Source organism: Occultella kanbiaonis (genome assembly GCF_009708215.1).
GTDB lineage: Bacteria > Actinomycetota > Actinomycetes > Actinomycetales > Beutenbergiaceae > Occultella > Occultella kanbiaonis.
Genome location: NZ_CP046175.1, coordinates 5,018,383 through 5,041,634, shown reverse-complemented (window position 1 = coordinate 5,041,634; position 23,252 = coordinate 5,018,383). Strand labels below are relative to the sequence as shown.

At 70.6% G+C, this 23,252-nt stretch carries 18 protein-coding genes; 7 read left to right on the top strand and 11 right to left on the bottom strand.

Annotation, left to right across the window (positions count from 1 at the left end; genetic code table 11):
- Positions 1–17: 17 nt before the first annotated feature.
- Positions 18–4,007 carry a golvesin C-terminal-like domain-containing protein gene (locus GKS42_RS23080; RefSeq protein ID WP_154795953.1) on the bottom strand — a complete coding sequence of 1,330 codons (3,990 nt, stop codon included), beginning with the start codon at positions 4,005–4,007 and terminating at the stop codon, positions 18–20.
- 224 nt (positions 4,008–4,231) lie between these two features.
- On the opposite strand from GKS42_RS23080, the gene GKS42_RS23075 reads away from it, so the two are divergent.
- From GKS42_RS23075 to GKS42_RS23060, 4 genes are all read left to right on the top strand, one after another.
- Positions 4,232–4,657, top strand: coding sequence for a hypothetical protein (locus GKS42_RS23075; RefSeq protein ID WP_232847814.1), 426 nt, complete (start codon positions 4,232–4,234; stop codon positions 4,655–4,657).
- A gap of 161 nt (positions 4,658–4,818) precedes the next feature.
- Positions 4,819–6,156, top strand: a complete 1,338-nt coding sequence (gene gdhA, locus GKS42_RS23070; protein ID WP_154795952.1) for an NADP-specific glutamate dehydrogenase — start codon at positions 4,819–4,821, stop codon at positions 6,154–6,156.
- Between the two features lie 5 nt (positions 6,157–6,161).
- Positions 6,162–6,884, top strand: a complete 723-nt coding sequence (locus GKS42_RS23065; RefSeq protein ID WP_154795951.1) for a copper homeostasis protein CutC — start codon at positions 6,162–6,164, stop codon at positions 6,882–6,884.
- Entirely contained in the window at positions 6,881–7,897 is a 1,017-nt protein-coding gene (locus GKS42_RS23060; RefSeq protein WP_154795950.1) for a BadF/BadG/BcrA/BcrD ATPase family protein, read from the top strand. Before GKS42_RS23065 ends, GKS42_RS23060 begins: the two co-directional genes overlap by 4 nt.
- A gap of 1 nt (position 7,898) precedes the next feature.
- On the opposite strand, the gene GKS42_RS23055 is transcribed toward GKS42_RS23060, so the two are convergent.
- Positions 7,899–9,071 (bottom strand): epoxide hydrolase family protein, encoded by a 1,173-nt coding sequence (locus tag GKS42_RS23055; protein WP_154795949.1) that lies wholly within the window; start codon positions 9,069–9,071, stop codon positions 7,899–7,901.
- A 102-nt stretch (positions 9,072–9,173) separates the two neighbouring features.
- Here GKS42_RS23055 and GKS42_RS23050 point away from each other — a divergent pair, with 102 nt between their 5' ends.
- Entirely contained in the window at positions 9,174–9,749 is a 576-nt protein-coding gene (locus GKS42_RS23050) for a CGNR zinc finger domain-containing protein (RefSeq protein WP_154795948.1), read from the top strand.
- Positions 9,750–9,763: 14 nt separating this feature from the next.
- Here the strand turns inward: GKS42_RS23050 and GKS42_RS23045 are convergent, their stop codons facing one another.
- On the bottom strand, positions 9,764–10,426 hold the full coding sequence (locus GKS42_RS23045) for a Type 1 glutamine amidotransferase-like domain-containing protein (protein WP_154795947.1): 663 nt from the start codon (positions 10,424–10,426) through the stop codon (positions 9,764–9,766).
- Between the two features lie 100 nt (positions 10,427–10,526).
- Positions 10,527–11,318 (bottom strand): type I methionyl aminopeptidase, encoded by a 792-nt coding sequence (gene map / locus GKS42_RS23040; protein WP_154795946.1) that lies wholly within the window; start codon positions 11,316–11,318, stop codon positions 10,527–10,529.
- A gap of 66 nt (positions 11,319–11,384) precedes the next feature.
- On the opposite strand from map, the gene GKS42_RS23035 reads away from it, so the two are divergent.
- Positions 11,385–11,681 carry a helix-turn-helix transcriptional regulator gene (locus GKS42_RS23035; protein WP_154795945.1) on the top strand — a complete coding sequence of 99 codons (297 nt, stop codon included), beginning with the start codon at positions 11,385–11,387 and terminating at the stop codon, positions 11,679–11,681.
- 6 nt (positions 11,682–11,687) lie between these two features.
- On the opposite strand, the gene GKS42_RS23030 is transcribed toward GKS42_RS23035, so the two are convergent.
- Positions 11,688–13,109 (bottom strand): MFS transporter, encoded by a 1,422-nt coding sequence (locus GKS42_RS23030; protein ID WP_154795944.1) that lies wholly within the window; start codon positions 13,107–13,109, stop codon positions 11,688–11,690.
- A 102-nt stretch (positions 13,110–13,211) separates the two neighbouring features.
- Here GKS42_RS23030 and GKS42_RS23025 point away from each other — a divergent pair, with 102 nt between their 5' ends.
- A complete protein-coding gene (locus GKS42_RS23025) occupies positions 13,212–14,210 on the top strand; it encodes a magnesium and cobalt transport protein CorA (RefSeq protein WP_154795943.1) in 999 nt (332 codons plus the stop codon).
- A gap of 7 nt (positions 14,211–14,217) precedes the next feature.
- On the opposite strand, the gene GKS42_RS23020 is transcribed toward GKS42_RS23025, so the two are convergent.
- The 6 genes from GKS42_RS23020 to GKS42_RS22995 all read right to left on the bottom strand — a co-directional run bounded on the left by GKS42_RS23020 (position 14,218) and on the right by GKS42_RS22995 (position 23,230).
- Complete coding sequence (locus tag GKS42_RS23020) at positions 14,218–16,308, bottom strand: beta-galactosidase (protein WP_154795942.1); 2,091 nt, start codon at positions 16,306–16,308, stop codon at positions 14,218–14,220.
- Complete coding sequence (locus tag GKS42_RS23015; protein WP_168217960.1) at positions 16,301–16,987, bottom strand: DUF624 domain-containing protein; 687 nt, start codon at positions 16,985–16,987, stop codon at positions 16,301–16,303. Before GKS42_RS23015 ends, GKS42_RS23020 begins: the two co-directional genes overlap by 8 nt.
- A 135-nt stretch (positions 16,988–17,122) precedes the next feature.
- Entirely contained in the window at positions 17,123–18,793 is a 1,671-nt protein-coding gene (locus GKS42_RS23010; RefSeq protein WP_154795940.1) for an ABC transporter substrate-binding protein, read from the bottom strand.
- Between the two features lie 71 nt (positions 18,794–18,864).
- Complete coding sequence (locus GKS42_RS23005) at positions 18,865–19,764, bottom strand: carbohydrate ABC transporter permease (protein WP_435529681.1); 900 nt, start codon at positions 19,762–19,764, stop codon at positions 18,865–18,867.
- A gap of 29 nt (positions 19,765–19,793) precedes the next feature.
- Entirely contained in the window at positions 19,794–20,810 is a 1,017-nt protein-coding gene (locus GKS42_RS23000) for an ABC transporter permease (protein WP_435529651.1), read from the bottom strand.
- The gene (locus GKS42_RS22995; protein WP_154795939.1) at positions 20,807–23,230 is read right to left on the bottom strand and encodes a beta-xylosidase/alpha-l-arabinosidase; all 2,424 of its coding nucleotides are present in this window, start codon (positions 23,228–23,230) and stop codon (positions 20,807–20,809) included. Before GKS42_RS22995 ends, GKS42_RS23000 begins: the two co-directional genes overlap by 4 nt.
- Positions 23,231–23,252: the final 22 nt, after the last annotated feature.

Here is a 23,252-nt window from a genome sequence, read left to right as displayed (position 1 = left end):
TGTCGTGTCGGTGACCATCACAGCTCGATCGGCAGGAACCGTACCGCGCTGGTGCGGTGGAACGCGGCGTTGCGGACCTCCAGGGTGACGTTTCCGGCGGTGCCGGCCGCGAACTCGTACGTGCCGAGCGTGCGCCAGTTGTTCGGTGCCGACCGCTGGCTGATCACGAGTTCGTCGGTGCCGCCGGCGTGGGTGACCACGTAGGCGGCCGAGTCGGTGGTCTCGGCGTTGCTCGGGTACCAGACGGCCACCTCGTAGGTGCCGGCCTCGGGGAGGTTCGGCGTCCAGGTGGCGGTGCCGCCGACTGCCTCGGGCGCGCTGTACCGGGACCTGATCCCGTTCCAGCCGGTCAGCGAGCTTCGCAGCCACTCGCCGGTCTCGGTGTAGGCGGGCGCCAGCAACTCGTTGTGGATCACGATGCCGGCGTCCCGGATCCGGGCTTGGGCGATCGCGGTGTGCACGGTGTCCCAGCGGACCCGGAACTGGTAGGAGGAGCCGAACGTGGCCGCCGTCGGTGAGACCACGTCCCAGGTGTGGGTGCGGACCTCGCCGGGTGCCACCGTCACGTCGAGCTGACGGTCGGTGATCTGCCAGCCCGTCTGGCCGGCGAGGACGAGCGGCCCGGTCGCCGGCGCGGCACCGGCGTTCGCGATCGTGGCAGTGAACCGGACGGTGTCCCCGGGTGCGTCCAGCACCTGCGGGTCGACCCGCAGGGAAAGGACGGCGCGTGCGTCCCGCACGGTCAGCTGCGCCGGCTCCAGGTCCGCGGTGCCACCTGTCCAGGCGGCGACGGCCGTGAGCGGGTACGCGCCGAGCGTCGCCCCGGCGGGCACGGTCACGGTGTAGGTGGTGCTCGCGGTCCCGCCGGCCGGCACCTCGGTGGGTGCGTCGACGGGCGTCAGCGTCCACCCGTCCGGGACGGTGGGGGTCACCACGAGGCCGGTCAGTGCCGCGTCGGTGCCGTTGCGGACGGTCACGACGAGGTCGACGGCGTCGCTCGCCGTCGCGCTCGTCGGCCCACCGATCTCACCGCCGACGGCGCCCGTCGCGATCCCGGCGACGGCCGCCGGCAGGTGCAGCGTCACCTCGTCCGTGGTCACGCTCGCGGTGACGACCTGGTAACTGAAGGTGGCCGCGAGGTCGTCGACGCCGATGGTCCACTCGTTCGGGTAGGTCTTCGGTGGGGTGTCCTGACTCGGGCCGTCGCCGATCCGGTACCGGAGCGTCGCGGCCTCCTCGGTGTCGATGTAGACATAGGCGTCGTAGCCCGCGGAGTCCGGCCGCACCAGGAGTGTGCCCCGGGTGAGCCCGAAGTCCGAGTCCGGGTCGGTGTCCTCGCCGTGGTGCGAGGCCAGACCCCGGTCCACGCCGCCGGGCTCGAGCTGCCACGGCGCGGCGATGGTCACGTCCCGGATCACGACGGAGGCGATCCCCTTCGGGGGCACCTGGACGACCACCTGCCCGGCGACGGCCGTACGCGACCTGCGGGCGCCGTCGGGCGTGACGAGCTCGACGGCGTTGCGGCGCCCGCCGCTCGGGCCGAGCCCGGTCAGGGCGTTCGCGGCGTCGATGCGCACCGTCTGGGTCTGCGCGGAGGAGTTGGTCAGGCTCAGGTAGAGGGAGTCGTTCCCGACGCCGGCGAGCCAGTTCACGAGCGGGTTGTCGACCTCGACCAGCCCCTTCGGGAAGTACGGCCAGACGCCGTCCTCGCCGTAGAACGTGCCCGGGCGGTGACCGTAGGTGCTGAACTTGAAGTAGACGAAGTTCGCCTCGAAGGCTCGGGGGTAGTCGACCGCACCGTTCGAGCGGACGAAATGCTCGCTGAACAGGTAGTCGAGGGCGAGCGCGAGCTGGCCGGGCGCGTGGTGGAAGTACACCCCGGACACGCCGACCGGACCCGTGAGCGGGAAGTCCGGCCGCATCGGCACGGCCTGGTGCTGGCGGCTGTAGTAGCCCGGGTAGTTCCCGAACCGGCCGACCACCAGGTTCTCGGCGATGTCGCCGAGCAGCTCGTCCCCGGTGTAGTGGGCGAGGCGCAGCAGCGAGCCGGCCCAGCACGGGTTCAGGACGAACCCGCCGCCGGGGTTGGGGGTGGTGGAGTCGCCGACCTTGAGGGTGGAGAGCTGCTCGAAGGTCAGACCGTTCGTGGACACGGTCCACGCCGGCACCTCCTCGGGACTCACCTCCGTGGCGGGGTAGTCGGGCAGTGCGGACGGGTCCCAGTCGTACTGCTGCAGGACCGTCGGCCCCTCGCCAACCGTGACCGAACCGCCCGGGACCGGTCGCATCTGGGTCTGGGTGACGAACCGCTGTGCTTCCCGGTGGGCTCCGGTGAGGAAGACGTCCTCGCCGGTGAGCTCGTAGAGCAGCACCAGGTCGGACCAGTACCGGCTGTAGCCGTAGCCGAAGGAGGACTCGCCGTTGTTCGTCGTGTACGGCGTCTCGATGTCGTCGCGCACGTAGGCATCGGCGATCAGGCGCGCCTGGCGCAGCCAGGACGGGTCCCCGGTGAGCTCGTGAGCCGCGAGCGCGACGGCGAACGGGCTCCGGTGCCCGCCCTGCTTGTTCGCCAGCGCGAGCTCGAGGCCGCGGGCGTGCACGCCACCGTTCTGGCGGCGGGTGAGCTGGTCGATGGAGTTGAGGGTGACCGCGTCGAACGGGATGCCGCCGAGGCGGTACAGGTTCACGTCGTCATAGACGTCGCTGCCCTTGATCGGTGTGAACCCGGTGCCGGTCCGGGACAGGTGGTACTCGATCATGTCCCGGCCGCGGCGGGTGTAGAGGTCGGTGCCCGCCTCGGCCCCGACGGGCGTGGTCAGGTAGTGCGCCGAGAGCAGCACCCCGGCGACGGCGGTGCGCACCGCGTCGTCGTTCTCGACGTCGATGAAGCCCTTCGCCCGGCTCCACCAGCCCGAGTAGGAGGGCACGAAGTCCACCGAGTCGTCGGCGTCGGGGCCGTTGCTGAGCAGGTCGACCATGTTGTGGATGGCGTCCGTGAGCGAGGTGTCGTAGACGTTCTGCCGGTAGCTGGCGTAGGCGTACTCGCCGCGGGCGAGGTCGGTGTAGGCGTCGAAGAGCGCGGTGGGCAGCGCACACACCCCGAGGGCGTAGCCGCGCTTCTCGCCGGCCGCCATCGGGGTCCGGCGGCCAACCTGCGGGGCGTAGGCGGAGGGCACCACGTCCAGGGAGTCGTTGCGCAGGCTCAGGCCGAACGGCTGCCGGTCCGCGCCGAGCGCGCGCTCGTGCTCGAACGCGAGGACCTCGGCAGGGATGTAGACCCCGAGCGTGGCGACCTGTGCGCCGAGCGTGCGCTGGGTCAGGGTCATCGGGGCGAACATCTCCCACGCGGACTTGGGTGCGTAGTCGTTCTGAACCACTCGGGCGTGCTGCAGGGCTCCGCAGAGCACCTCGTCCACCCCGGCCAGGTCGGTGACGTCGAAACTCTGGTAGCCGACCAGGAAATCATCGTCGCGCAGCGCCTCGAGCGTGTACTGGAGCTCGGGGTTGTCGCCGTCGAGGGACCAGCGCAGCACGAGGTCGAACACTCCCTCGGCGGCCGCGTGCAGCTCGACCGTGCGCTCGCCGACCTGGGTGCAGGAGTCGAACGCCACCCAGTGCGTCTCGAGGGCGTCGTAGATGTAGAGGGAGTCGCCCTCGGTGGCGCCGGTGAAGACGACCCACTGCTCGTCGAACCGGCCCGCCTCGGTGGTCACGGGCACCCATTCACCGCCGACGGCGACCTCCAGGTCCCGGACCACGGTGCGGCCGCCGTCCCAGACGGCGTCCGAGAACGTGACGCGGTGCCGCGGACCGGTGAGCGTGGTGATCGGGGTGACGGTCAGGTTCGGCTTGTCCACCCGCCGCAGCGCGTCTGCGGGCGGCGGCGCCGTCGTGTCGCGGGGGCGTGGCCCGCGGGAGGCTGCCTGGGTGGGATCGGCAAGGGCGCCGATGACCGGAGGCAGAACCGCCGCGGTCAGGAGGAGCCGCACGGCGTTCCTGCGGCTCATTCCATCAGAAGAGCCATTGACGATCTGCATACTCGACGCTGAGTTCATATAGTGATTCAACGAACCATCCGAGGGGATGTCAAGGGTTGTTCGTGGCAGTCCCAGGGGTTGGACCGCACCGGTCGCTTGGTCCGGCGCTTCGCCGGCCGTCCCAACCGTTGCCGCCACTGGCGCAGGCGCGCGCGAGAACGGACAATGGAGGGACTCGACGAGGTGGCGAGCCGGTGATCTATTGGATGCTCCTGCTGTGGGCCGTGGCCCTCACCGTGGCGGTGTGGCCGTGGGGGTTCCTCACGGCCCGGCGCCGGGCCCGGGAGCGCCGCAGGCGGGCCGAGGCCGCCAACCCGACCCGGGCGATCTGGCCGGACCGGGGCAAGCGAGCACCCGCCGTCGACCCTCTCGTGGTGCTCGAGGTGCAGATCCGGCTGGCGGAGCTCGCCGCGGAGGTGCAACTCGTCGAGTCGACACCCGGGATGTACGCCCAGGCGCACCATCTGCGGGCCGCGCTCGCGGCCTATGACGCGATGCTGGCGCAGGCGTGTGCCCTGGCCGGGCTGCCGTTCCCGGGGCAGGCGCTCACCACCCCGGTGCCGGAGGAGGAGCGCGAGCGCCGCGAGCTGGAGCTGAGCTCGCGCGGCTGGCACTGGTGATCGGTCGTCCATCCGGCGGACGCTGTTCGCGTGTGGGGCCCGATGTTTCTATCCTGTACCGGGCGCGTGACGGCTGAGTTAACCAGGCCTGAGCCGGCCCACCCCCGAGCGCGGCGATCAGGACCGCCTGCGGCGCGCACGCGAAGAACCAAGGAGCCTTTGTGGAACCCGATCTGAATGCCGTCTTCGACCTCGTGCTACGCCGCAACCCCGGCGAGGTCGAGTTCCACCAGGCCGTGCGCGAGGTGTTCGACTCCCTGGGCCCGGTGCTGAAGAAGAACCCGCACTACGCCGATGAGGCCGTGCTGCAGCGGATCTGCGAGCCGGAGCGTCAGATCATCTTCCGGGTGCCGTGGGTGGACGACGAGGGCACGATCCGGATCAACCGCGGCTTCCGGGTGGAGTACAACTCCGCGCTCGGCCCGTACAAGGGCGGCCTGCGGTTCCACCCGTCCGTCTACCTCGGGATCGTGAAGTTCCTCGGCTTCGAGCAGGTCTTCAAGAACGCCCTCACCGGCATGCCGATCGGCGGCGGCAAGGGTGGGTCGGACTTCGACCCGCGCGGCCGCAGCGACGGCGAGGTGATGCGGTTCTGCCAGTCCTTCATGACCGAGCTGTACCGGCACATCGGTGAGTACACCGACGTGCCGGCCGGTGACATCGGCGTGGGCGGGCGCGAGATCGGCTACCTGTTCGGCCAGTACAAGCGGATCACGAACCGGTACGAGTCCGGGGTGCTCACCGGCAAGGGCCTGACCTGGGGTGGCTCGCTGGTGCGCACCGAGGCCACCGGCTTCGGCACGGTGCTGTTCGCGAACGAGATGATGAAGACCCGGGGCGAGAGCTTCGACGGCAAGCGCACCGTGGTCTCCGGCTCCGGGAACGTGGCCACCTACGCGATCGACAAGGCGCAGCAGTTCGGCGCGCACGTGGTCGCATTCTCCGACTCCTCCGGGTACGTCGTGGACGAGGCCGGTGTGGACGTCGGCCTGCTGCGTCAGATCAAGGAGGTCGAGCGCGGCCGCGTCAGCGAGTACGTCGCCCGCCGCCCGGGCGCCACCCTCGTGTCCGAGGGGTCCATCTGGGACCTACCGGCCGAGGTGGCACTGCCGTGCGCCACCCAGAACGAGCTGCACGAGGACCACGCGGTCACGCTGGTCAAGAACGGTGTCAAGGTGGTCGCCGAGGGCGCCAACATGCCGACCACCCCCAAGGCCGTGCAGCTCCTGCAGGAAGCGGACGTGCTGTTCGCGCCCGGCAAGGCGGCGAACGCCGGCGGCGTGGCCACCTCCGCGCTGGAGATGCAGCAGAACGCGAGCCGGGACGCGTGGTCGTTCGAGCACACCGAGGAGCGGCTCGCCGAGATCATGGCCACGATCCACCACAACTGTGCGACCACGGCCGAGGAGTACGGGCAGCCCGGCAACTACGTGGTCGGCGCGAACATCGCCGGGTTCACGAAGGTGGCCGACGCGGTCATCGCGCTCGGGGTGATCTGATCCCGGTGGCGACTCGCGTCCGGGCCGCAGCCCTGGAGATCGCGATCACGGGGGTGCAGGGCGCCCGCGCCGCACGCGACGGTGGGGCGGACCGGGTGGAGCTGTGCAGTGCGCTCGAGCTCGGCGGGCTGACACCGAGCCTCGGCCTGGTGGACGCGGTGGCCGCCGTCGGCATCGACCTGCACGTGCTGGTTCGTCCGCGCCCCGGTGGGTTCGTGTTCACCGCCACCGAGGTGGAGGTCATGGTCCGCGATCTGGAGCACCTCGTGGACGCGGGCGTCGCCGGCGTCGTGATCGGGGCGCTCACCCCCGACCGGGGGATCGACCGTCATGCGGTCAAGTCACTGGTGCGCGCTGCCGAGGGGCGCGAGGTCACGTTCCATCGGGCGCTGGACGTGGTCGCCGACGCCCGCCGGGCGCTGGCCGAACTTGCCGACCTTGGCGTGCGCCGGGTGCTCACCTCCGGTGGCGCGACGCGGGCCGTGGACGGTCTCGACGTGCTGGCGGCCCTCACGCAGACGGCGGCCGGTCGGATCGAGGTGATGGCCGGCGGGAGCGTGGATCCCGAGCACATCCCGCTGCTGCTCGAGGCGGGCGTGGACGCGGTGCACCTGTCCGCCCGGGTCCACCGCGACGACGCGGGTGCCGCCGGACCCGGCGGGGGCGCGGCCGTCTACTCGATCGCCGACCCGGAGATGATCGCGCACGCCGCCGCTGCGCTGACATGAGGCCCGCGGCGGCGGAACCGTTCGTCATCGCCGTGGACTCCGGAGGCACTCACACGCGAGTGGCCTGCCTGAACCTGGACGGTGCGGTCCTCTCGGCCGCCGTCGGACCGGGCGGAAGCCCGCTGCACAACGATGATGCCGCCGAGAACGTGTCCCGCGCGCTGACCACGGCCCTACGATCAGCGGGCCTGGACCCCGCCCTCGCGCTCGCCCTCGCCGCGGGGACCTCCGGCTTCAGCCGTGTCGGGTCCAACCAGGGCGACGGCCGCAACGACTGGGCGCAGGAGTACTACGCAGTGCCTGGTCTCGGGTGCCCGCGGACCATCGTCAACGACGCCGTCGTCGCGCATCGTGGCGCACTGGTCGGGGGACCGGGGATCGTCGTCGTCGCCGGGACGGGATCGATGATCCTGGCGATCACCGAGGATGGCACCGAGCTCGAGAGTGGACAGTTCGAGCACTACGCAGGTGGCGCTCGGCACCTGGTCTTCGACGTGATGCACCGCCTGCTCAGCGAGACCGACCCGCTCGCGGCCGACCCGCTCGCGGCCGACCCGCTCGTGCGTCAGGTCCTGGAGTACTGGCGAGCCGCCGACCTGTCGGACCTGCGCCGGATCGTCCTGGAACTCGGCAACGTCGACCGGAATGTCCGCAAGCGCCGCTACGGCGACCTCGCACCCACTGTCACCGCGGCCGCGGATGAGTCTGCGCTGGCCGACGCCGCGCTGCGCTCGCTCGCGTCGAAGACCGCCGACGGCGTTGCCGTGCTGGCGCCGTCGATCGGGACACGGCCGGTGCCGGTGGCCGTCTCCGGCTCGCTGGCCGGCGATCCGGCGTTCGTCAGCCGTCTCGGCGACGCCCTGAGCGCCGCCCGAGGGGTGCCGACCCGTCTCGTTGCCTCGGTCATGGATCCCTTGGGTGGCGCCGCCCTGATCGCCTACGAACTCGCCGGCATCGACGCGAGCCGCCAGCTCGTCGAGCGACTGGTTACGGCCCTGGCGTTCTCCGGATAGCTCAGCGACCGGCAGCCAGCACTGCCGCGAGACCCTCCTGCAGGTCCTTGACGAAGTAGCCGGGTACCTCCAGCGACGGGAAGTGTCCCCCGCGTGCGGGCGACCTCCATCGGACGATCCGTCGGTAGCGTTCCTGGGCCCAGGCGCGTGGATACTTCTCGATGTCGCGGGGGTACATGGTGATCGCGGCCGGGACGTCGACCCGGAGGTCGGGGTCGAGCGAGTTGTGGCTCTCGTAGTAGATGCGAGCCGACGATGCGCCGGACCGGGTCAGCCAGTAGAGGGTGACGTCGTCAAGGACGCGGTCCCTCGAGATCGTCTCGAACGGGCTGTCCGAGGTGTCCGACCACTCGGCGAACTTGTCGAGGATCCAGGCAAGGAGCCCGACCGGTGAGTCGACGAGCGAGTAGCCGATCGTCTGCGGTCGGGTGGCCTGCTGCTTCGCGTACGCCGCGCGGTGGTGCCAGAAGTCGCGGGTCTCCTCGGTCCAGGTGCGCTCGAGGGCGGTCAGGCCGTCCGTTGTCAGCCCGGGCGGTCCCTGCGCGAACGTCGTGTGGATGCCGAGAACGTGCGCCGGGAACCTGCCTCCGAGGACCGTGGTGATGTTGCCTCCCCAGTCGCCGCCGTGGGCCAGGAACGTGCGGTAGCCGAGCCGTCCCATCAGCTCCACCCAGGCGGCGGCGATCTTCTCGGTGCCCCACCCGGTGCTGGCCGGCTTGTCGCTGTAGCCGAAGCCCGGTAGCGACGGAACCACGACGTGGAACGCCGGCGCGTCCGCATCCTCCGGATCTGCGAGCTCGTCAACGACATCGATGAACTCGGCGATGCTGCCCGGCCAGCCGTGCGTCAGGATCAGCGGTGTCGCGTCGGCGCGCGCGGACCGGCGGTGCAGGAAGTGGATTGCCAGACCGTCGATGCTCGTGCGGAACTGGCCGGTCCGGTTGAGGCGCTCCTCGAACGAGCGCCAGTCGTACCCCGTGCGCCAGTAGTCCACGACCTCGACGAGGTCGGCGAGAGGAACGCCCTGGTCCCAGCGGTGCGGGTCTGGCGCGGCACGGTGGACCGTCTCGGCCTCCGGTAACCGCGCCGCAGCCAGTCGCGCGCGCAGATCGTCGAGATCGGCGTCGGTTGCGTGGGCTTCGAACGCATGCACGCCGTTGCTTGGACGGGGCATGGGACCTCCTGGCTGTCGTGGCACCGGCAACTATCGATTGCGAACCGGCTTAGACGGTTCTACCAACTCTCTGGCCCGTCCGCAACCGGCTAAGGTGGTTCCATGCCCGCCGAGTTCCCTGACTTCCGCCTCGGCACCGAGCTCGCGACCAGTTTCACGGCGACGCTGACGGAGCGGCGTGGCACCGCTGTGGAGCGCATTCCCACCCCACGCCGACTCATGGACTGGCTGGCGGTCAGCGGTCTCGCCGTGGACTCCTGCACCGCTGTCCAGCTCGCCCTCGCTCGGGAACTGCGGGAGGCGATCCACACCGCCGCGACAGCGGCCGCGACCCAGGACGCGCTCCCCGCAGCTGCTGTCCGGGTCATCAACGAGCGCAGTGCTCAGGGTCGGGCCGCAGCCGTCCTGACGTCCGACGGTGAGCGGCGTTGGCGGCTCGGCTCGGCCTCCCGCGTGGACGATGCTCTCGGCGTGATCGCCGCCGACGCGATCAGCATCATCGCGGGCGAGCGAGCCGGAAGACTGGCCCTGTGCGCCTCACCGACCTGCCAGGCGGCCTTCTTCGATACCAGCCAGAGTCGCACCCGCAGATGGTGTGACATGAACACGTGCGGGAATCGTCAGAAGAAGGCGCGCTTCAACGCCAACCGGCGCAACGGCTCCGGTTCGGCGACATGATCCTGGCCCGGTCGTCATGACCCGAACGCCGTCCATTGCCCTTCGGAGACCACCTCGACGTCGCCGTCGACGACCTTGATGGCCGTCTGTTCGTCGATGGCGTAGGCCGGGCCGTCGATGTCGGCGGCCCACCGCTGTGCGTCGGCCAGGGTGTTCTGTGGGAACGCGTTCAGGTGCGGGAAGATCGAGAAGTCGACGACGCCGAGGGTGCGGTCGTCCGGTGCGGACGGCCATTCGACGAAGTACTCCCCGATCCGGGGCGTCATCACCATGCTTCCGGCGCTCACGCCCACCCAGACCGTGTCGGGCAGGGAGGGCAGCAGCTCGGCCAGCCCGGACTCCCGCATCCAGTGGCTCAGGAAGGTCGCGTCGCCGCCGTCGACTAGCAGCACGTCGGCCTCCCGGACCCAGGGGACCCACCGGTCGGCGCCGATGGTGGGCAGCGCGGTGAGCTCGAGGACGCCGAGCGACGCCCAGCCGAGGCCGGTGAAGTACTGGAAATCGGGTTCGGCTGCGATGAGGCCCCGCACCGATCTCGGACCGCACATCGGGTGACCCCACTGCGCCGTCGGGATGCAGAGGGCGTGTGACTCGGCGACCGGCTTGCCGAGAAGGTGCTCGAGTGTGGAGTGGATGCTCGGGTTCGTGACGCCGCCTGACGTGAGCAGGAGTTTCACGGTGCCTCCAGAGTTCGCGACCGATGGATGTCCGGTCAGACCCGGGTGGGTGCCGGAACTCATCGACGTCCGGGCAGCCTCCTCGCGGCCCGCACACGGCTCATCGAACGGCGGCCCGCGGCAGGGTGAGGATCTCGGCCCCGTCGTCGGTGATGGCGATCGTGTGCTCGCTGTGCGCGGTCCGGCAACCGGTCGCGCTCCGGAGCGTCCACCCGTCGGCGTCGGTGACGAGTTCATCGGTGTCGGCCATGACCCACGGCTCCAGCGCCAGCAGCAGTCCGGGGCGCAGCCGGTAGCCACGTCCCGGTCGCCCGGTGTTCACGATGTGCGGGTCCTGGTGCATCGTCGATCCGATGCCATGGCCCCCGAACTCGGTGTTGATGGAGTACCCGGCCGCGGTCAGGACCTCGCCGATGGCATGGGAGACGTCGCCCAGGCGTGCCTGCGGCCCGGCGGCCGCGATCCCCGCCGTCAGTGCGCGCTCGGTTGCTTCGATCATCGCGACACTCTCGGCGCGATCCGTCGGGCGGGCGTCGCCCACGATGAAGCTGATGGCGGCGTCCGCGGCGATACCTCCGTGGGAGACGGCGAGGTCGAGGGTGAGCAGGTCGCCGTCGGCGAGGGTGTAGTCGTGCGGCATCCCGTGCAGCACGGCGTCGTTGACGGCCGTGCAGATGTAGTGGCCGAACGGGCCGCGTCCGAACGACGGCGCGTAGTCGACGTAACAGGACTGCGCCCCGGCCTCGGCGATCATCGCCTCGGTCCACCGGTCGAGGTCGAGGAGGTTCGTGCCGACCAGGCTGCGGTTCTTCAGCTCCTGCAGGATGTCGGCGACGAGGCCGCCGGTGCGTCGCGCCTGGGCCAGCTCGGTGGGCTTGAGGATCTCGATCATGTGGTGCCTTCCGAGTGCTTCCAATAACTATCCCGGCCATATTATCCCGGTACTACTATTGGGGCCATGGTCCGGTTGCCGCTCACCCCCGCAGAGGTCGCGCGCGGCCGTCGCCTCGGTGCGCTGTTGCGGCGAGCTAGGGGAGAGCGCTCGATGCTCGAGGTCGCGCTCGCCGCGCGCGTCTCACCCGAGACGCTGCGGAAGATCGAGTCGGGCCGCGTCGCGACCCCGGCGTTCCCGACCATCGCGGCGATCGCCGACGTCCTCGGGCTCTCCCTCGATGTGGTCTGGGCCGAGATCAGCGAACCCGAACGTGGTCTTGAGCCCGCTCGTTCCCCTCGCGCCCGGGAGCGATCGGCCTAGGTCCGATCAGGCCAGCCGGCGCCGCTCGTCCACGACGGCGATCACCAGGGCGACGGCCACGATGACGAGCACCACCCGCAGGCTCAGGGACATGGCGTGGTCGTAATCGCCCGACGCGGCGAGGGTGGAGAAGAACACGGCGGCGGTGGCGGCCACGCCCACCGAGGTGCCGACTCGCTGCCCGGTCTGCAGGGCACCCGCGGCGACACCGGCATGGTGCACCGGCACGTCGGCGAGGGTGAGCGCCTGGTTCGGCGAGATGACGATGCCGTTACCGAAGCCGGAGATGATCAGGACCGCCGCGATCCACCAGACGATCGATGCGCCGTCGAACAGGCTCACGAGCACGTCGGTGGCCGCCACCCCGATCAGCATTAGGATGATCCCGACGACGACGAGCCGCCGCCCGTACCGGTTCACCCACCGGCCACCGAGCCAGGCCGAGAGTGATCCGGCGAGTGCGAACGGGGTGAGCACCAGCCCGGCCTGCCAGGCCTCGAGCCCCAACCCGTTCTGCAGGTAGAGCGTGGACACCAGGAAGATTCCGGTGAACCCGCCGAAGTAGGCCATCCCGAGCGTCGCGCCGCGGATGTACGACGGCGTGTGCAGCAGATCCGTGGTGATCACCGGTTGGCCGCCGCGCGCCTCGAGCCGACGCTCCCACCACCGGAACGTCACGAGGGCGAGTGCGGCCACGACCAGCAGCCACCAGGGCGCGTCGGTGATCGAGCCCTCGGAGACCTGCACGAACGGGAACAGGAAGCTCACCACGGCGATCCCGAGCAGCACCAGCCCGGGCGCGTCCAGGCTCACCTTCGCCCCGCCGTCGCGGGCCGGCCGCACCCGCGGCAGCAGCCGCCAGGCGAGCACGAGCGCGACCAGGCCCACCGGGACGTTCACCAGGAAGACCGCCCGCCACCCCTGCTCCGGGCCGAACGCGGCGATCAGCGCGCCGCCCAGCAGCGGGCCGACGGCGGTCGAGAAACCCACGGTGGCACCGAACCAGCCGAACGCGCGGCCGCGGTCGGGGCCGCGGAACAGCTCCTGGATCATCGCGATCACCTGCGGGTTCAGCAGGCCAGCGGCGGCGCCCTGTAGCAGCCGGCCCACGGCCAGCATCGGCGCGGACACCACCAGCCCGCACAGCGCGCTGGTCAGCACGAACAGGGTCAGCCCGATCAGGAACATCACCCGCCGCCCGAACATGTCCCCGAGCCGGCCGGCGGGCACCAGCACCAGGCCGAACGCGAGCGTGTACCCGGCCACGATCCACTGCAGGTGGGAGGGGCTCGCGGACAGGGCGCCCTCGATCGAGGGCAGCGCGACGTTCACGATGGAGACGTCGAGCAGGGTCATGAAGCCCGCCGTCAGGCAGACCGCGAAGGCCTGCCAGGGACGACTCACGGCGGCCGGTGGGGTGGTGGGCATCAGGGCTAGGTCTACCACGCAGCCCCGACACCCGAGTCAGGTGCCCAGCCCGTGACCGGCGTGTCCCTCCCGCGCCCACGTGCGGGCACGGACAATGCAGAGGTGCCCCTCATCGACAACGCCGTGTACGTCGACGGCGCGCGGATCGCCGATCCCACCAGCCTGGACCAGACCTTCGAGTACCTGCGTGCGAAGGGCGGGCTGGGCTGGATCGGCCTGCTGCGGCCCACGAACGACGAGCTGACGACCGTGGCGGACGAGTTCGGGCTGCATCGGCTCGCCGTCGAGGATGCGCGCACCGGCCATCAGCGTGCGAAGCTCGAACGCTACGGGGACACGCTCTTCGTGGTGCTGCGGCCGGCCTGGTACGAGGACGCGACCGAGACGGTCGAGTTCGGTGAGCTGCACGTCTTCGTCGGCCGTGACTTCGTCGTCACGGTGCGCCATGGCGATGCGCCCGATCTCTCCCACGTGCGGAGCCGGCTGGAGACCGAACCCGAGCTGCTCGCCCGCGGTGCCGAGGCCGTGCTCTACGCCATCCTCGACGAGGTCGTCGACCAGTACGAGCCGGTCATCCGCGGTGTCGAGAACGACATCGACGAGATCGAGGACGCGCTCTTCAGCGACACCCGGATGGCGCTCTCGCGGCGGATCTACGAGCTCTCCAGCGAGGTCATCGCGTTCCAACGGGGTACCCAGCCGCTGGCCGGGATGCTCGACGCCCTCCAGCGCGGCGGCGAGAAGTACGGCGTCGACGTCGAGCTCCAGCGTCTGCTGCGCGACGTCGCCGACCACGTCATCCAGGTCACGGACCGCATCGCCTCGTTCCGTGCCATCCTCACCAACGCCCTCACGGTCAATGCCACGATCGTCACCCAGCGCCAGACCGAGACCGCGCTCGAGCAGAACGACCAGGTGAAGAAGATCTCCGGCTGGGCAGCCATCCTGTTCGGGCCGTCGCTCGTCGGCGCGATCTACGGCATGAACTTCGACCACATGCCCGAGTTGCACTGGGCGCTGGGCTATCCCTTCGCGCTCGCCCTCATGGCGGCGACGAGCCTGACCCTGTGGCGCATCTTCAAGTGGCGCAAATGGATGTAGCGGGGGCCTATCCCTCGCGGATCACCAGCACCTCCTTCGGCGCGAGCCGCAGCGTCTCACCCGCGGTGATCGACCGTCCGGTCAGCAGCTCGGTGCCACCGACGTGCGCGGGCACCTCGACCGGTGCGTCGCCGTGCCAGAGCACGAACGTGTGCCGCACCCCGTCGCGCTCGCGCACGCTCACCTCGAGGTCCGCGATGTCCGCGTGCGGCCCGACCAGCCCGTACGGAGCGAGCGCCGCCCGCACCACCCATGCGACGCCGTCGGACGCCAACTGCGTGCCCACGTACCAGGCCTCGCCCGACCGCCCGGCCGCGTCGACACCGCGCACCGCGCCGCCGGCACCGGCGGCACCGGGCCGGTACCGGGTCACCGCCGGCTCGCCGGCGTAGAAGTCCGCGCCGTAGGTGCCGATCACCTCGGCGCCCTCGGGCACGAGGACCTCCATGACCAGCCGGCCGTCGGCGGTGAGCGAGTCGGTGCGGTCCGGCCGGTCGGGATCGGCGAGGCTGACCGGGTTCGCGACCTCCGGGGGCTGCGCGTCCGTCTCGGTCACCCGCACCCCGAACAGGGACGTGAAGCCGGCCGGGTCGTCGCCGAGGAAGGCGTTGTCGTCGGCGTCCACCCGCCCGGACAGGAACGACGTGATCACGGTGCCGCCGCGAGCGACCACGGCGGCGAGCCGCTGGGTGAGGTCGCCCTTGACCATGTGCAGCAGCGGCGCGAGCACCACGTCGTAACCGGTCAGGTCCGCGGTGACCGGGACCGCGTCCAGGTCCACGTTCGCCTCCCACAGCGCGCGGTGATAGCCCAGCACCACGTCCGGGTAGCGCACGTGCCGGTTCGGGCCGTCGGAGATCTCGGCCGCCCACCAGCTGTCCCAGTCGAACAGCAGCGCCACCCGGGCCGGCGTCCGCGCGCCGAGCACCGCGTCGCCGAGGCGTTCCAGCTCGGCGCCGAGCGTGGCGGCCTCGGTGAACGCGCGGGTGTCCGTCCGTCCGGTGTGGTCGAGCAGGGCGCCGTGGTACTTCTCGCACGCCCCGACGGACTGGCGCATCTGGAAGTACAGGACCGCGTCGGCGCCGTGCGCGACCGCCTGCCACGACCACAGCCGCAGCACCCCGGGCCGCTTGACCGGGTTCACGTCCCGGCTCGCGGTGGTGGTCGGGGTCTGCTCCATCACCCAGAACGGGTCGCCGCCCTTCAGTCCGCGCATCAGGTCGTGCGTGAACGCCATCCGGGCCTGGGACTGCTCGTTCGGCGGGTAGTTGTCCCAGGACGCGAGGTCCAGGTGCTCGGCCCAGCGGTGGTAGTCGATCGGGCGGTACATGCCCATGAAGTTCGTGGTCACCGGGGTGCCGGCGTCGTGCTCGCGGATCGCGGCCTTCTCGTCGGTGAAGTTGCGCAGCATCGCTTCCGAGGTGAACCGGAGGTAGTCGAGCGTGATGCCCTGGAACGCCGTGTGGTTGGGTCCGCGCCAGTGCTCGGTGAGCGCGCTCGGCGGTTCGATCTCGTCCCAGTCCGTGAACGTGTGCGACCAGAACGTGGCGTTCCAGGCCCGGTTCAGCCGGTCCAGGCTGCCGTACCGCTCGCGCAGCCAGGCGCGGAACGCGGCGGCGCAGTTGTCGCAGTAGCAGGCGCCGCCGTACTCGTTGCCGACGTGCCAGGCGATCAGGCCCGGGGTGCCCGCGTACCGCTGCGCGATCCGCCCGGCCAGTGCGGCCGAGAGGCGCTGGAACACCGGCGAGCTCGGGCACGCGTTGTGCCGCTGCCCGTACCGGTGCCGGCGGCCCTCGAAGTCGGTGCGGGTCACCTCCGGGTGTGCCTTCGCGAGCCACGGCGGCAGCGCCCCGGTCGCGGTGGCCAGCACGATCTGGCGGCCCTCGGCGACGATCCGGGTCACGATCGCATCCAATGTGCTGAAGTCGTAGGTGTCCTCGGCCGTCTGCAGGTGGGCCCACGCGAACACCCCGACGGTGAGGGTGTCGATGCGGGCCAGCCCGAACGCGTGATGGTCGGCCGCCCAGACCTCCTCGGGCCACTGCTCGGGGTTGTAGTCGCCGCCGTAGGCGAGCGCGGACAGCTGGTGGTCAGGCATCGATGAAGTTCTCCTCGAGATGGTCGCGGACGGGGCGCTCCCCGCGCAGCAGCAGCCAGATCAGCGGCGCGGCGGCGAGCACGGGCAGCCAGTCGGAGACGCCGAGCGCCGCGCCCACCACGACCGCGACGAGCGCGGCGACGCCGATGCTCGCCATGGGCTTCGCCGTCAGGTAGTAGATGCTCAGCCGGGCGACGTCCCGGGTGCGCAGCTTGTACAGGGACGAGATCACCACGGCGTGGCCGCTGGCCACGATCAGTCCGAGCCCGACGGCGGCGCTCACCGCCCCGAGGACGGTGCGCAAGGCCGGTGGTCCGGTGACGGCGTCCAGGTTGGTCAGGTTGATGCCGAGCAGGGTCAGGGCGGCGAGCGCGGGCAACCACCAGCGCAGCACGTCCCAGGCGCAGCGCCGGTAGCCGCGCAGGAAGTAGCGGGCCGGCTCGGGGTCGCCGTCATCGCCGAACGCCCGCCAGGAGTACACGACCGCGCCGGTGGCCGGGCCGAGCGGCACCAGCGCGAGGGCCATCAGCGGGAGGTTGCTGGCATCCGGGGCGAGCAGGAGCAGCAGGGCCAGGCCGGGCAGCGACGCCAGCACCCAGCACACCTCCAGGACCACGAGCCAGTGGATCACCGCGGCCGCCCGGGAGATGGGTCGGCTCGAGAACTCGCGCTGTGCCATGGACGTCATTGTGTCGCTCCGGGGCGGGTCGGCGGACGGGGGTCTGCGGGTCGGGTCGGCCCTCGCGCCGCCGCCCGGCACCGGGGAGGGTGCCGGGCGGCGGCGGAACGCGGGACGACCCGGGGAGAACCGGGGTCAGCCGGTCGTGACGTCGGCGGCCTCGTTCACGAGGGTGACGTACTGGGACATCCCGGCCGCCTCGAGTTCGGCGACGTAGGCGTCCCACTCGTCGAGCGAGCGCTGACCGAGGATGAACGCGGCCGTGTTCTGCATGACGTTGTCCTGCAGGGCGGTCTGCAGCAGCGACGCCTGCTCGCGCTGCATCTCGTCCATCGTGATCGCCGGCCCGCTCGGGGCGACGTCCTTCTCGTTCATCGCGTTCAGGAAGTCCACCACCTCCGGGCGCAGCATGGACTGGACCAGGTCGGCGGTCGCGCCGTGGTTGAGCATCCAGACACCGTTGTGGAAGCCGTAGTCGGTGTTCAGGGTCTCGGGCGCGCCCGGGTTGAGGCCGTTGATGTCGATGGTCTCCACCAGGGTGCGGGTGCCGTCGGCAGCCGTGTTGTAGGTCTCGCCCTCCACGCCCCACTTGGCGAACTCGAGGCCCTCGTCGGAGAAGTACAGCCAGTCGACGAACTGCAGCATGGCCACGAAGTTCGGCGAGTCGGCAGCATCGGCCGAGAACGCGATCCCGGACTCGAACCGGCCACCGGTGCTTGCGTCCATGATGTTGCCGGCCGGGCCGGCGGGCACGGTCAGGTACCGCACCTCGGCCTCGGTGTTCCCGGCGTCGGCGAAGGCGTCGCGGTAGCGCAGGATCTCCTGGTCGTTCACGCCGATCGCGGCGGACTGACCGGAGGTGAACTTCGCGATCGCGGCGTCATCCTCCTGGGTCAGCGACTCCGGGTCGAGCAGGCCCCGCTCCACCAGGTCGGCGAAGTAGGTGACCAGGTCCCGGTAGCCGTCGGAGGCGCCGGTGTAGACGTACTCCTCGGCCTCGGGGTCCCAGATGACGCCGTCACCGTAGCCCCAGCCGGCCTCGGTGCCGAAGTTGCCGGACGCCGCCTGGAGGGTGGCCTCCAGCGGGCCGTTCGCGGACCAGCGGTCGGAGTAGGGGTAGGCGAGGTCGGGGAAGGCCTCGTTCACGATCTCCAGCTGCTCGGTGAACTCCTCCCAGGTCTCGGGGTCCTCGGTGATCCCCGCGGCCTCCCACAGGTCGGCGCGGATGGCGATCGAGTAGGCCGGCTTCGGGTTCTCATGCAGGCCGGGCAGCAGGTAGTAGTTGCCGTCCTCCTGGCGGAGCAGGTCGAGGTCCTCCTGCAGGCCCCACTCCTCCACCTTCTCGGCGAAGTTCGGCAGGTAGTCGAGGTACTCGGAGATCGGCAGCACGGCGCCACTGCCGGTGAACGGCTGGATGTCCGCGTTGTACGTGGACGGGATCAGCATCGGGGCGTCACCGGCGCTGATCAGCAGCGAGCGGCGGTCGTTCCAGTCCGAGAGCGGCACGTTCACGAAGTCGAACGTGACGTTGTTGTCCGCCTCGAGGTGCTGCAGGATCGACCAGTCCGCATCGAAGGGGTAGTTCGGGTGGTCGCGGTAGAGCAGGGAGAACTCGATCGGTTCGGTGGCCACGAACGTGGTCCCGACGCCGTAGTCCTCCATCGCGCCGACCATGTTGTCGTCGAGCGCACCCGGCTCCGGGCCGTTCTCACCCTCGTCGCCGCCGTCCGAGCTGCACGCCGCGAGTGTGATGGCCAGTGCCGCGGTCAACAGGCCGGCGGCGGCCCTTCTTGTATTCCTATTCATTGTTTCCTCCGGGGTTGAACGTCGTCGTCCACGACGGGTTGGGATCTTGCGGGTGGGGATTCGGACGCGACTCAGCCCTTGACCGAGCCGAGCATCACGCCCGAGACGAAGTACTTCTGGATGAACGGGTAGAGACAGATGATCGGAAGCACGGTCAGCACCATCGTCACGGACTGCACATTGGCGGCGATCTGCGCGCCGTCGGAGCCAAGGCCCTCGGTGCCGGTGGCGGCCGCGAGCAGGTTCCGTAGATAGACCGTGACCGGGTACAGCTCGGCCCGGTCCAGGTACAGGAAGGCGCTGAACCACGAGTTCCAGAACGCCACCGCGTAGAACAGGACCATGGTCGCCAGGACCGCCTTGCTCAGCGGGATCACGATCCGGAAGAACACCCCGTACGTGGACAGGCCGTCGATCGCGGCCGCCTCCTCGAGCTCGGTGGGGAAGTTCTCGAAGAACGACTTCATGATCAGCAGGTTGAAGACGCTGATCGCGTTCGGGATGACGATCGCCCAGATCGTGTTCTTGAATCCGAGCTCGTTGATCAGCAGGTAGTTCGGGATCAGGCCGCCGCTGAAGAACATCGTGAACACGGCGAGCCCGATGAAGAACTGGCGCCCCTTCAGTTCCTTGCGGGAGATCGCGTACGCGAACGTGGTGGTCATCGCGATCGCGATGGCGGTCGCCACCACGGTGTAGATGACCGTGTTCTTGTAGTTGATCCAGAACATGTCGTCGCTCAGCACCGCCGTGAACGTGGTGATGTTGAACCCGCGGGGGATCAGGTTCACCTGGCCCGCGATGATGAACCCCTCCGAGCTGAACGCCTTCGCGACCAGGTTGATGAAGGGGTACAGCGTGAGCGCACAGATGAGGGTGAGCACCACCACGTTCACGACGCTGAACGCCCGGTACCCGCGAGTGTCCTTGATCGCGGTCGTGGACCGGCGCACGGCGCTCACGTCCGGCACGTCGGACGCGGCCTGGATCGGATCGGTGGTCACCACAGGGAACTCCCGACGACTCGACGCGAGATCGCGTTGGCGGACATGACGAGGGTGAGGCCGATGAGTGCCTCGAACAGGCCGATGGCCGTGGAGTAGGAGTAGCTCCCGGACTGGATGCCGACCCGGTAGAGGTACGTGGAGATCACATCCGCCGTCGAGAAGATCAGCGGGTTGTACAGGAGCAGGACCTTCTCGAACCCGACCGCCATGAACGTGCCGATGTTCAGGATCAGCAGCACCACCATCGTCGGGCGGATGCCGGGCAGCGTGATGTGCCAGGTCTGGCGCCACCTGTTCGCACCGTCGATCCGGGCCGCCTCGTACAGCTGGTCGTCGATCGTGGTCAACGCGGCGAGGTAGAGGATCGTGCCCCACCCGACCGTCTGCCAGATCTCGGAGGAGACGTAGATCGGCCGGAACCAGGACGGCTCCTGCATGAACGAGATCTGCTCCGCGCCGATCGCACCGAGGATCTGGTTGATGGTGCCGTTCAGCGACGTCAGCTGCAGCACGATCCCGGCCACGATGACGATCGACATGAAGTGCGGGAGGTAGGTCACGGTCTGCACGAACCGCTTGAACTTGCGCGAGCGCAGTTCGTTGAGCAGCAGGGCGAGGACGACCGGCAGCGGGAACACGATGATCAGGGTCAGCGCCCCGAGGATCAGAGTGTTGGTGAAGACCCGCCAGAACGTCGGGTCGTTGATGAACATCTCGATGTAGTACAGGCCCACCCACTCGTCGCCGAACATCGATCCGCCCGGTCGGAACCGGCGGAACGCGATGACGTTCCCGAGCATCGGCACGTACCGGAAGATGATCAGGAAGACGACGGGCAGCACGAGGAAGGTGTACAGGCGCCAGTCCTTGCGCAGCGCCTGCCGCCACGTCACCTTGCCGCCACCTGCGCGGCGGGCGCCGGTGCGGGCCGGCGGCGGTTTCTCGACGGCGACGGCTCCGCCGGCCTCGCTGGGTGCGCTCTCGGGGGCGAGCGGGTCCCGGATCGTCACTGGGTCACCTCCGCGGGTGGGTCGGCCTGTTCGATGACGACGGCGCAGCCCAGTGCGCGGTCGGGTCCGGTCTCGCGTTCGGTGCCGACGAGCCGCAGGCGCAGCGCCGCGGCGACGTCCGCGCTCGAGCGCGCGAGCCGCAGCTCGACGTCGCCCGGTTCGACGATCCGTCGGCCCGCCAGCCCGGTGAACGAGGTGAGGTCCGCCGGCACGGTGAAGCGCACCCGGGCCGCAGCGCCCGCCTCGAGCGGCACCCGGGCGAAGCCGATCAGTCGCTGCACCGGGCGGGTCACCTGGGCGACCGGGTCGTGCAGGTAGAGCTGGACGACCTCGGTGCCGGCGCGCTCCCCGGTGTTGCGTACGGTCACCTCGACGCTCGCGTCACCGGTCACGTCCCACTCGGGGAGGCCGTCACCGCCCGCCTCGTTCACCACGGTCGCCGACTCCCACGCGAACGAGGTGTAGGTGAGGCCGTGACCGAAGCCGAACAACGCCGTCGGGTCCAGGTTCGAGACGCCGGAGCGGGCGCCGAGCGGCGCCGTCAGGTAGGTGCCCGGACCGCCCGTGGGGCGGCGCGGCACACTCACCGGCAGCCGGCCGGACGGCGCGACCGTTCCGGTGAGCACCTCCGCGATCGCCTGCCCGCCGAGCTGGCCCGGGAAGAACGTCTGCACGACGGCGCCGGCGCGGTCGGCGTACGCGCCGAGCGCGTACGGGCGACCGGTCAGCAGCACCAGGACCACCGGGGTCCCGGTCGCGAGCACGGCCTCGATGAGATCGGCCTGGATGCCGGGCAGGTGCAGGTCCTCGGCGTCGCAGCCCTCACCCGAGGTGCCGCGCCCGAACAGCCCGGCCCGGTCGCCGACGGCCACCACGACGACGTCCGCCGCCGCCGCGACCCGGACGGCCTCCTCGAGGCCATCGGGCTCGGCGTCGGTGACGTCGCACCCGCGGGCGTGGCTGACGTCCAGCCCGGAGCCGGCCAGGGCGGCCCGCAGGGTGGGGATCTCCAGGCCGATCGGGTGCTCGGGATGCTGGACGCCCACGTGCGCCGGGAAGGAGTAGCAGCCGAGCATCGCCATCTCCTCGTCCGCGAGCGGGCCGACGACGGCGACCCTCGCCCCGGGCGCGAGCGGCAGGGTCCCAGCGCGGTTGCTGAGCAGGACGACCGCCTCGCGGGCCAGGCGCAGCGCGACGTCCCGCGAGGCCGCCGTGTCGAGGATGCCGTCGTCGAGCCCGCTGCCGTCCGACCCGGCGGGTTCGGGGGCGTAGTCGGGGTCGAGGAGGCCGAGGTCGATCTTCTGGCGCAGGACCCGGCGCAGGGCCCGGTCCACGAGCGCGACGTCCACCCGGCCGGCCCGGAGTGCCTCGAGCAGCGGTGCCCCGAACGCGTCCACGCTCGGCAGTTCGGTGTCCACCCCGGCGTGCAGCGCGAGGCCGGCCGCCTCGCCCGGCCCGGCCGCCACCCGGTGCAGCCGCTCCAGGAACCTGACGCCGAAGTAGTCCGCGACCACGGTGCCCTCGAAGCCCCACTCGTGCCGCAACAGACCCGTGAGCAGACGCTCGTCGGCGGCGGAGGGGACCCCGTCGATCTCGGTGTAGGAGTGCATCACCGACCTGGCCCCGCCCTCGCGCAGCGCCGCCTCGAACGGGGGCAGGATCACGTCGGCGAACTCGCGTGGGCCGACCGCGACCGGGGCGAGGTTGCGGCCGGCGCGGGAGGCGGAGTAGCCGGCGAAGTGCTTCAGGGTGGCGACGATCCCGGTGGACTCCAGTCCGCGCACGTACGCGGCGCCGATCTCGGCGACCAGCTGCGGGTCCTCGGAGATCGTCTCCTCGGTGCGGCCCCAGCGGTAGTCGCGGGTCACGTCCAGGACCGGGGCCAGGCCCTGGTGCACACCGACGGCGCGCATCGACTCGCCGATCAGCGTCGCCATCTCGGCGACCAGGTCCGGGTCGAACGTCGCGCCCCAGGACAGCGGGACCGGGTACGCGGTGGCCCGCCAGGCGGCGAAGCCGGCGAGGCACTCCTCGTGCACCTGGGCCGGGATGCCGAACCGGTTCGCGGCCATGATCTCCCGCTGGGAGCTGGCCAGGGACCGGGCCCCGGCCGCCGGCGCCACCGGCGCGGTCCCGAACGGGCGGGTCAGCTGCCCGAGGCCGCCGTCGATCACATCCGCCCAGGCGTGGTCGGTGCCGGTCATGTCCGCCTGGTGCGGGGCCACGCCGCCCCCGGAGGCGTCCGCACCGACCCACAGGCCGACGAGTTGACCGATCTTCTCCTCGAGCGTCATCTCGGCGATGAGGGCGTCGGCCCGTTCGGCGCCGGTGAGCCGGAGGTCGTGCCAGGGGTGCGTCGACCCGGCCGGGCCGGGCGGCAGATTCGACGTGGCCGCACCCCTCGTGATCTCTGTGGTCATCGAGACCTTCCTCCACCGCGCT

Excerpts from the sequence above, each read along its gene's own strand:
- GKS42_RS23080 (WP_154795953.1), bottom strand. The coding sequence starts at position 4,007 with ATGAGCCGCAGGAACGCCGTGCGGCTCCTCCTGACCGCGGCGGTTCTG.
- GKS42_RS23060 (WP_154795950.1), top strand. The coding sequence starts at position 6,881 with ATGAGGCCCGCGGCGGCGGAACCGTTCGTCATCGCCGTGGACTCCGGA.
- GKS42_RS23055 (WP_154795949.1), bottom strand. The coding sequence starts at position 9,071 with ATGCCCCGTCCAAGCAACGGCGTGCATGCGTTCGAAGCCCACGCAACC.
- GKS42_RS23050 (WP_154795948.1), top strand. The coding sequence starts at position 9,174 with ATGCCCGCCGAGTTCCCTGACTTCCGCCTCGGCACCGAGCTCGCGACC.
- map (WP_154795946.1), bottom strand. The coding sequence starts at position 11,318 with ATGATCGAGATCCTCAAGCCCACCGAGCTGGCCCAGGCGCGACGCACC.
- GKS42_RS23035 (WP_154795945.1), top strand. The coding sequence starts at position 11,385 with ATGGTCCGGTTGCCGCTCACCCCCGCAGAGGTCGCGCGCGGCCGTCGC.
- GKS42_RS23030 (WP_154795944.1), bottom strand. The coding sequence starts at position 13,109 with ATGCCCACCACCCCACCGGCCGCCGTGAGTCGTCCCTGGCAGGCCTTC.
- GKS42_RS23020 (WP_154795942.1), bottom strand. The coding sequence starts at position 16,308 with ATGCCTGACCACCAGCTGTCCGCGCTCGCCTACGGCGGCGACTACAAC.
- GKS42_RS23015 (WP_168217960.1), bottom strand. The coding sequence starts at position 16,987 with ATGGCACAGCGCGAGTTCTCGAGCCGACCCATCTCCCGGGCGGCCGCG.
- GKS42_RS23010 (WP_154795940.1), bottom strand. The coding sequence starts at position 18,793 with ATGAATAGGAATACAAGAAGGGCCGCCGCCGGCCTGTTGACCGCGGCA.
- GKS42_RS22995 (WP_154795939.1), bottom strand. The coding sequence starts at position 23,230 with ATGACCACAGAGATCACGAGGGGTGCGGCCACGTCGAATCTGCCGCCC.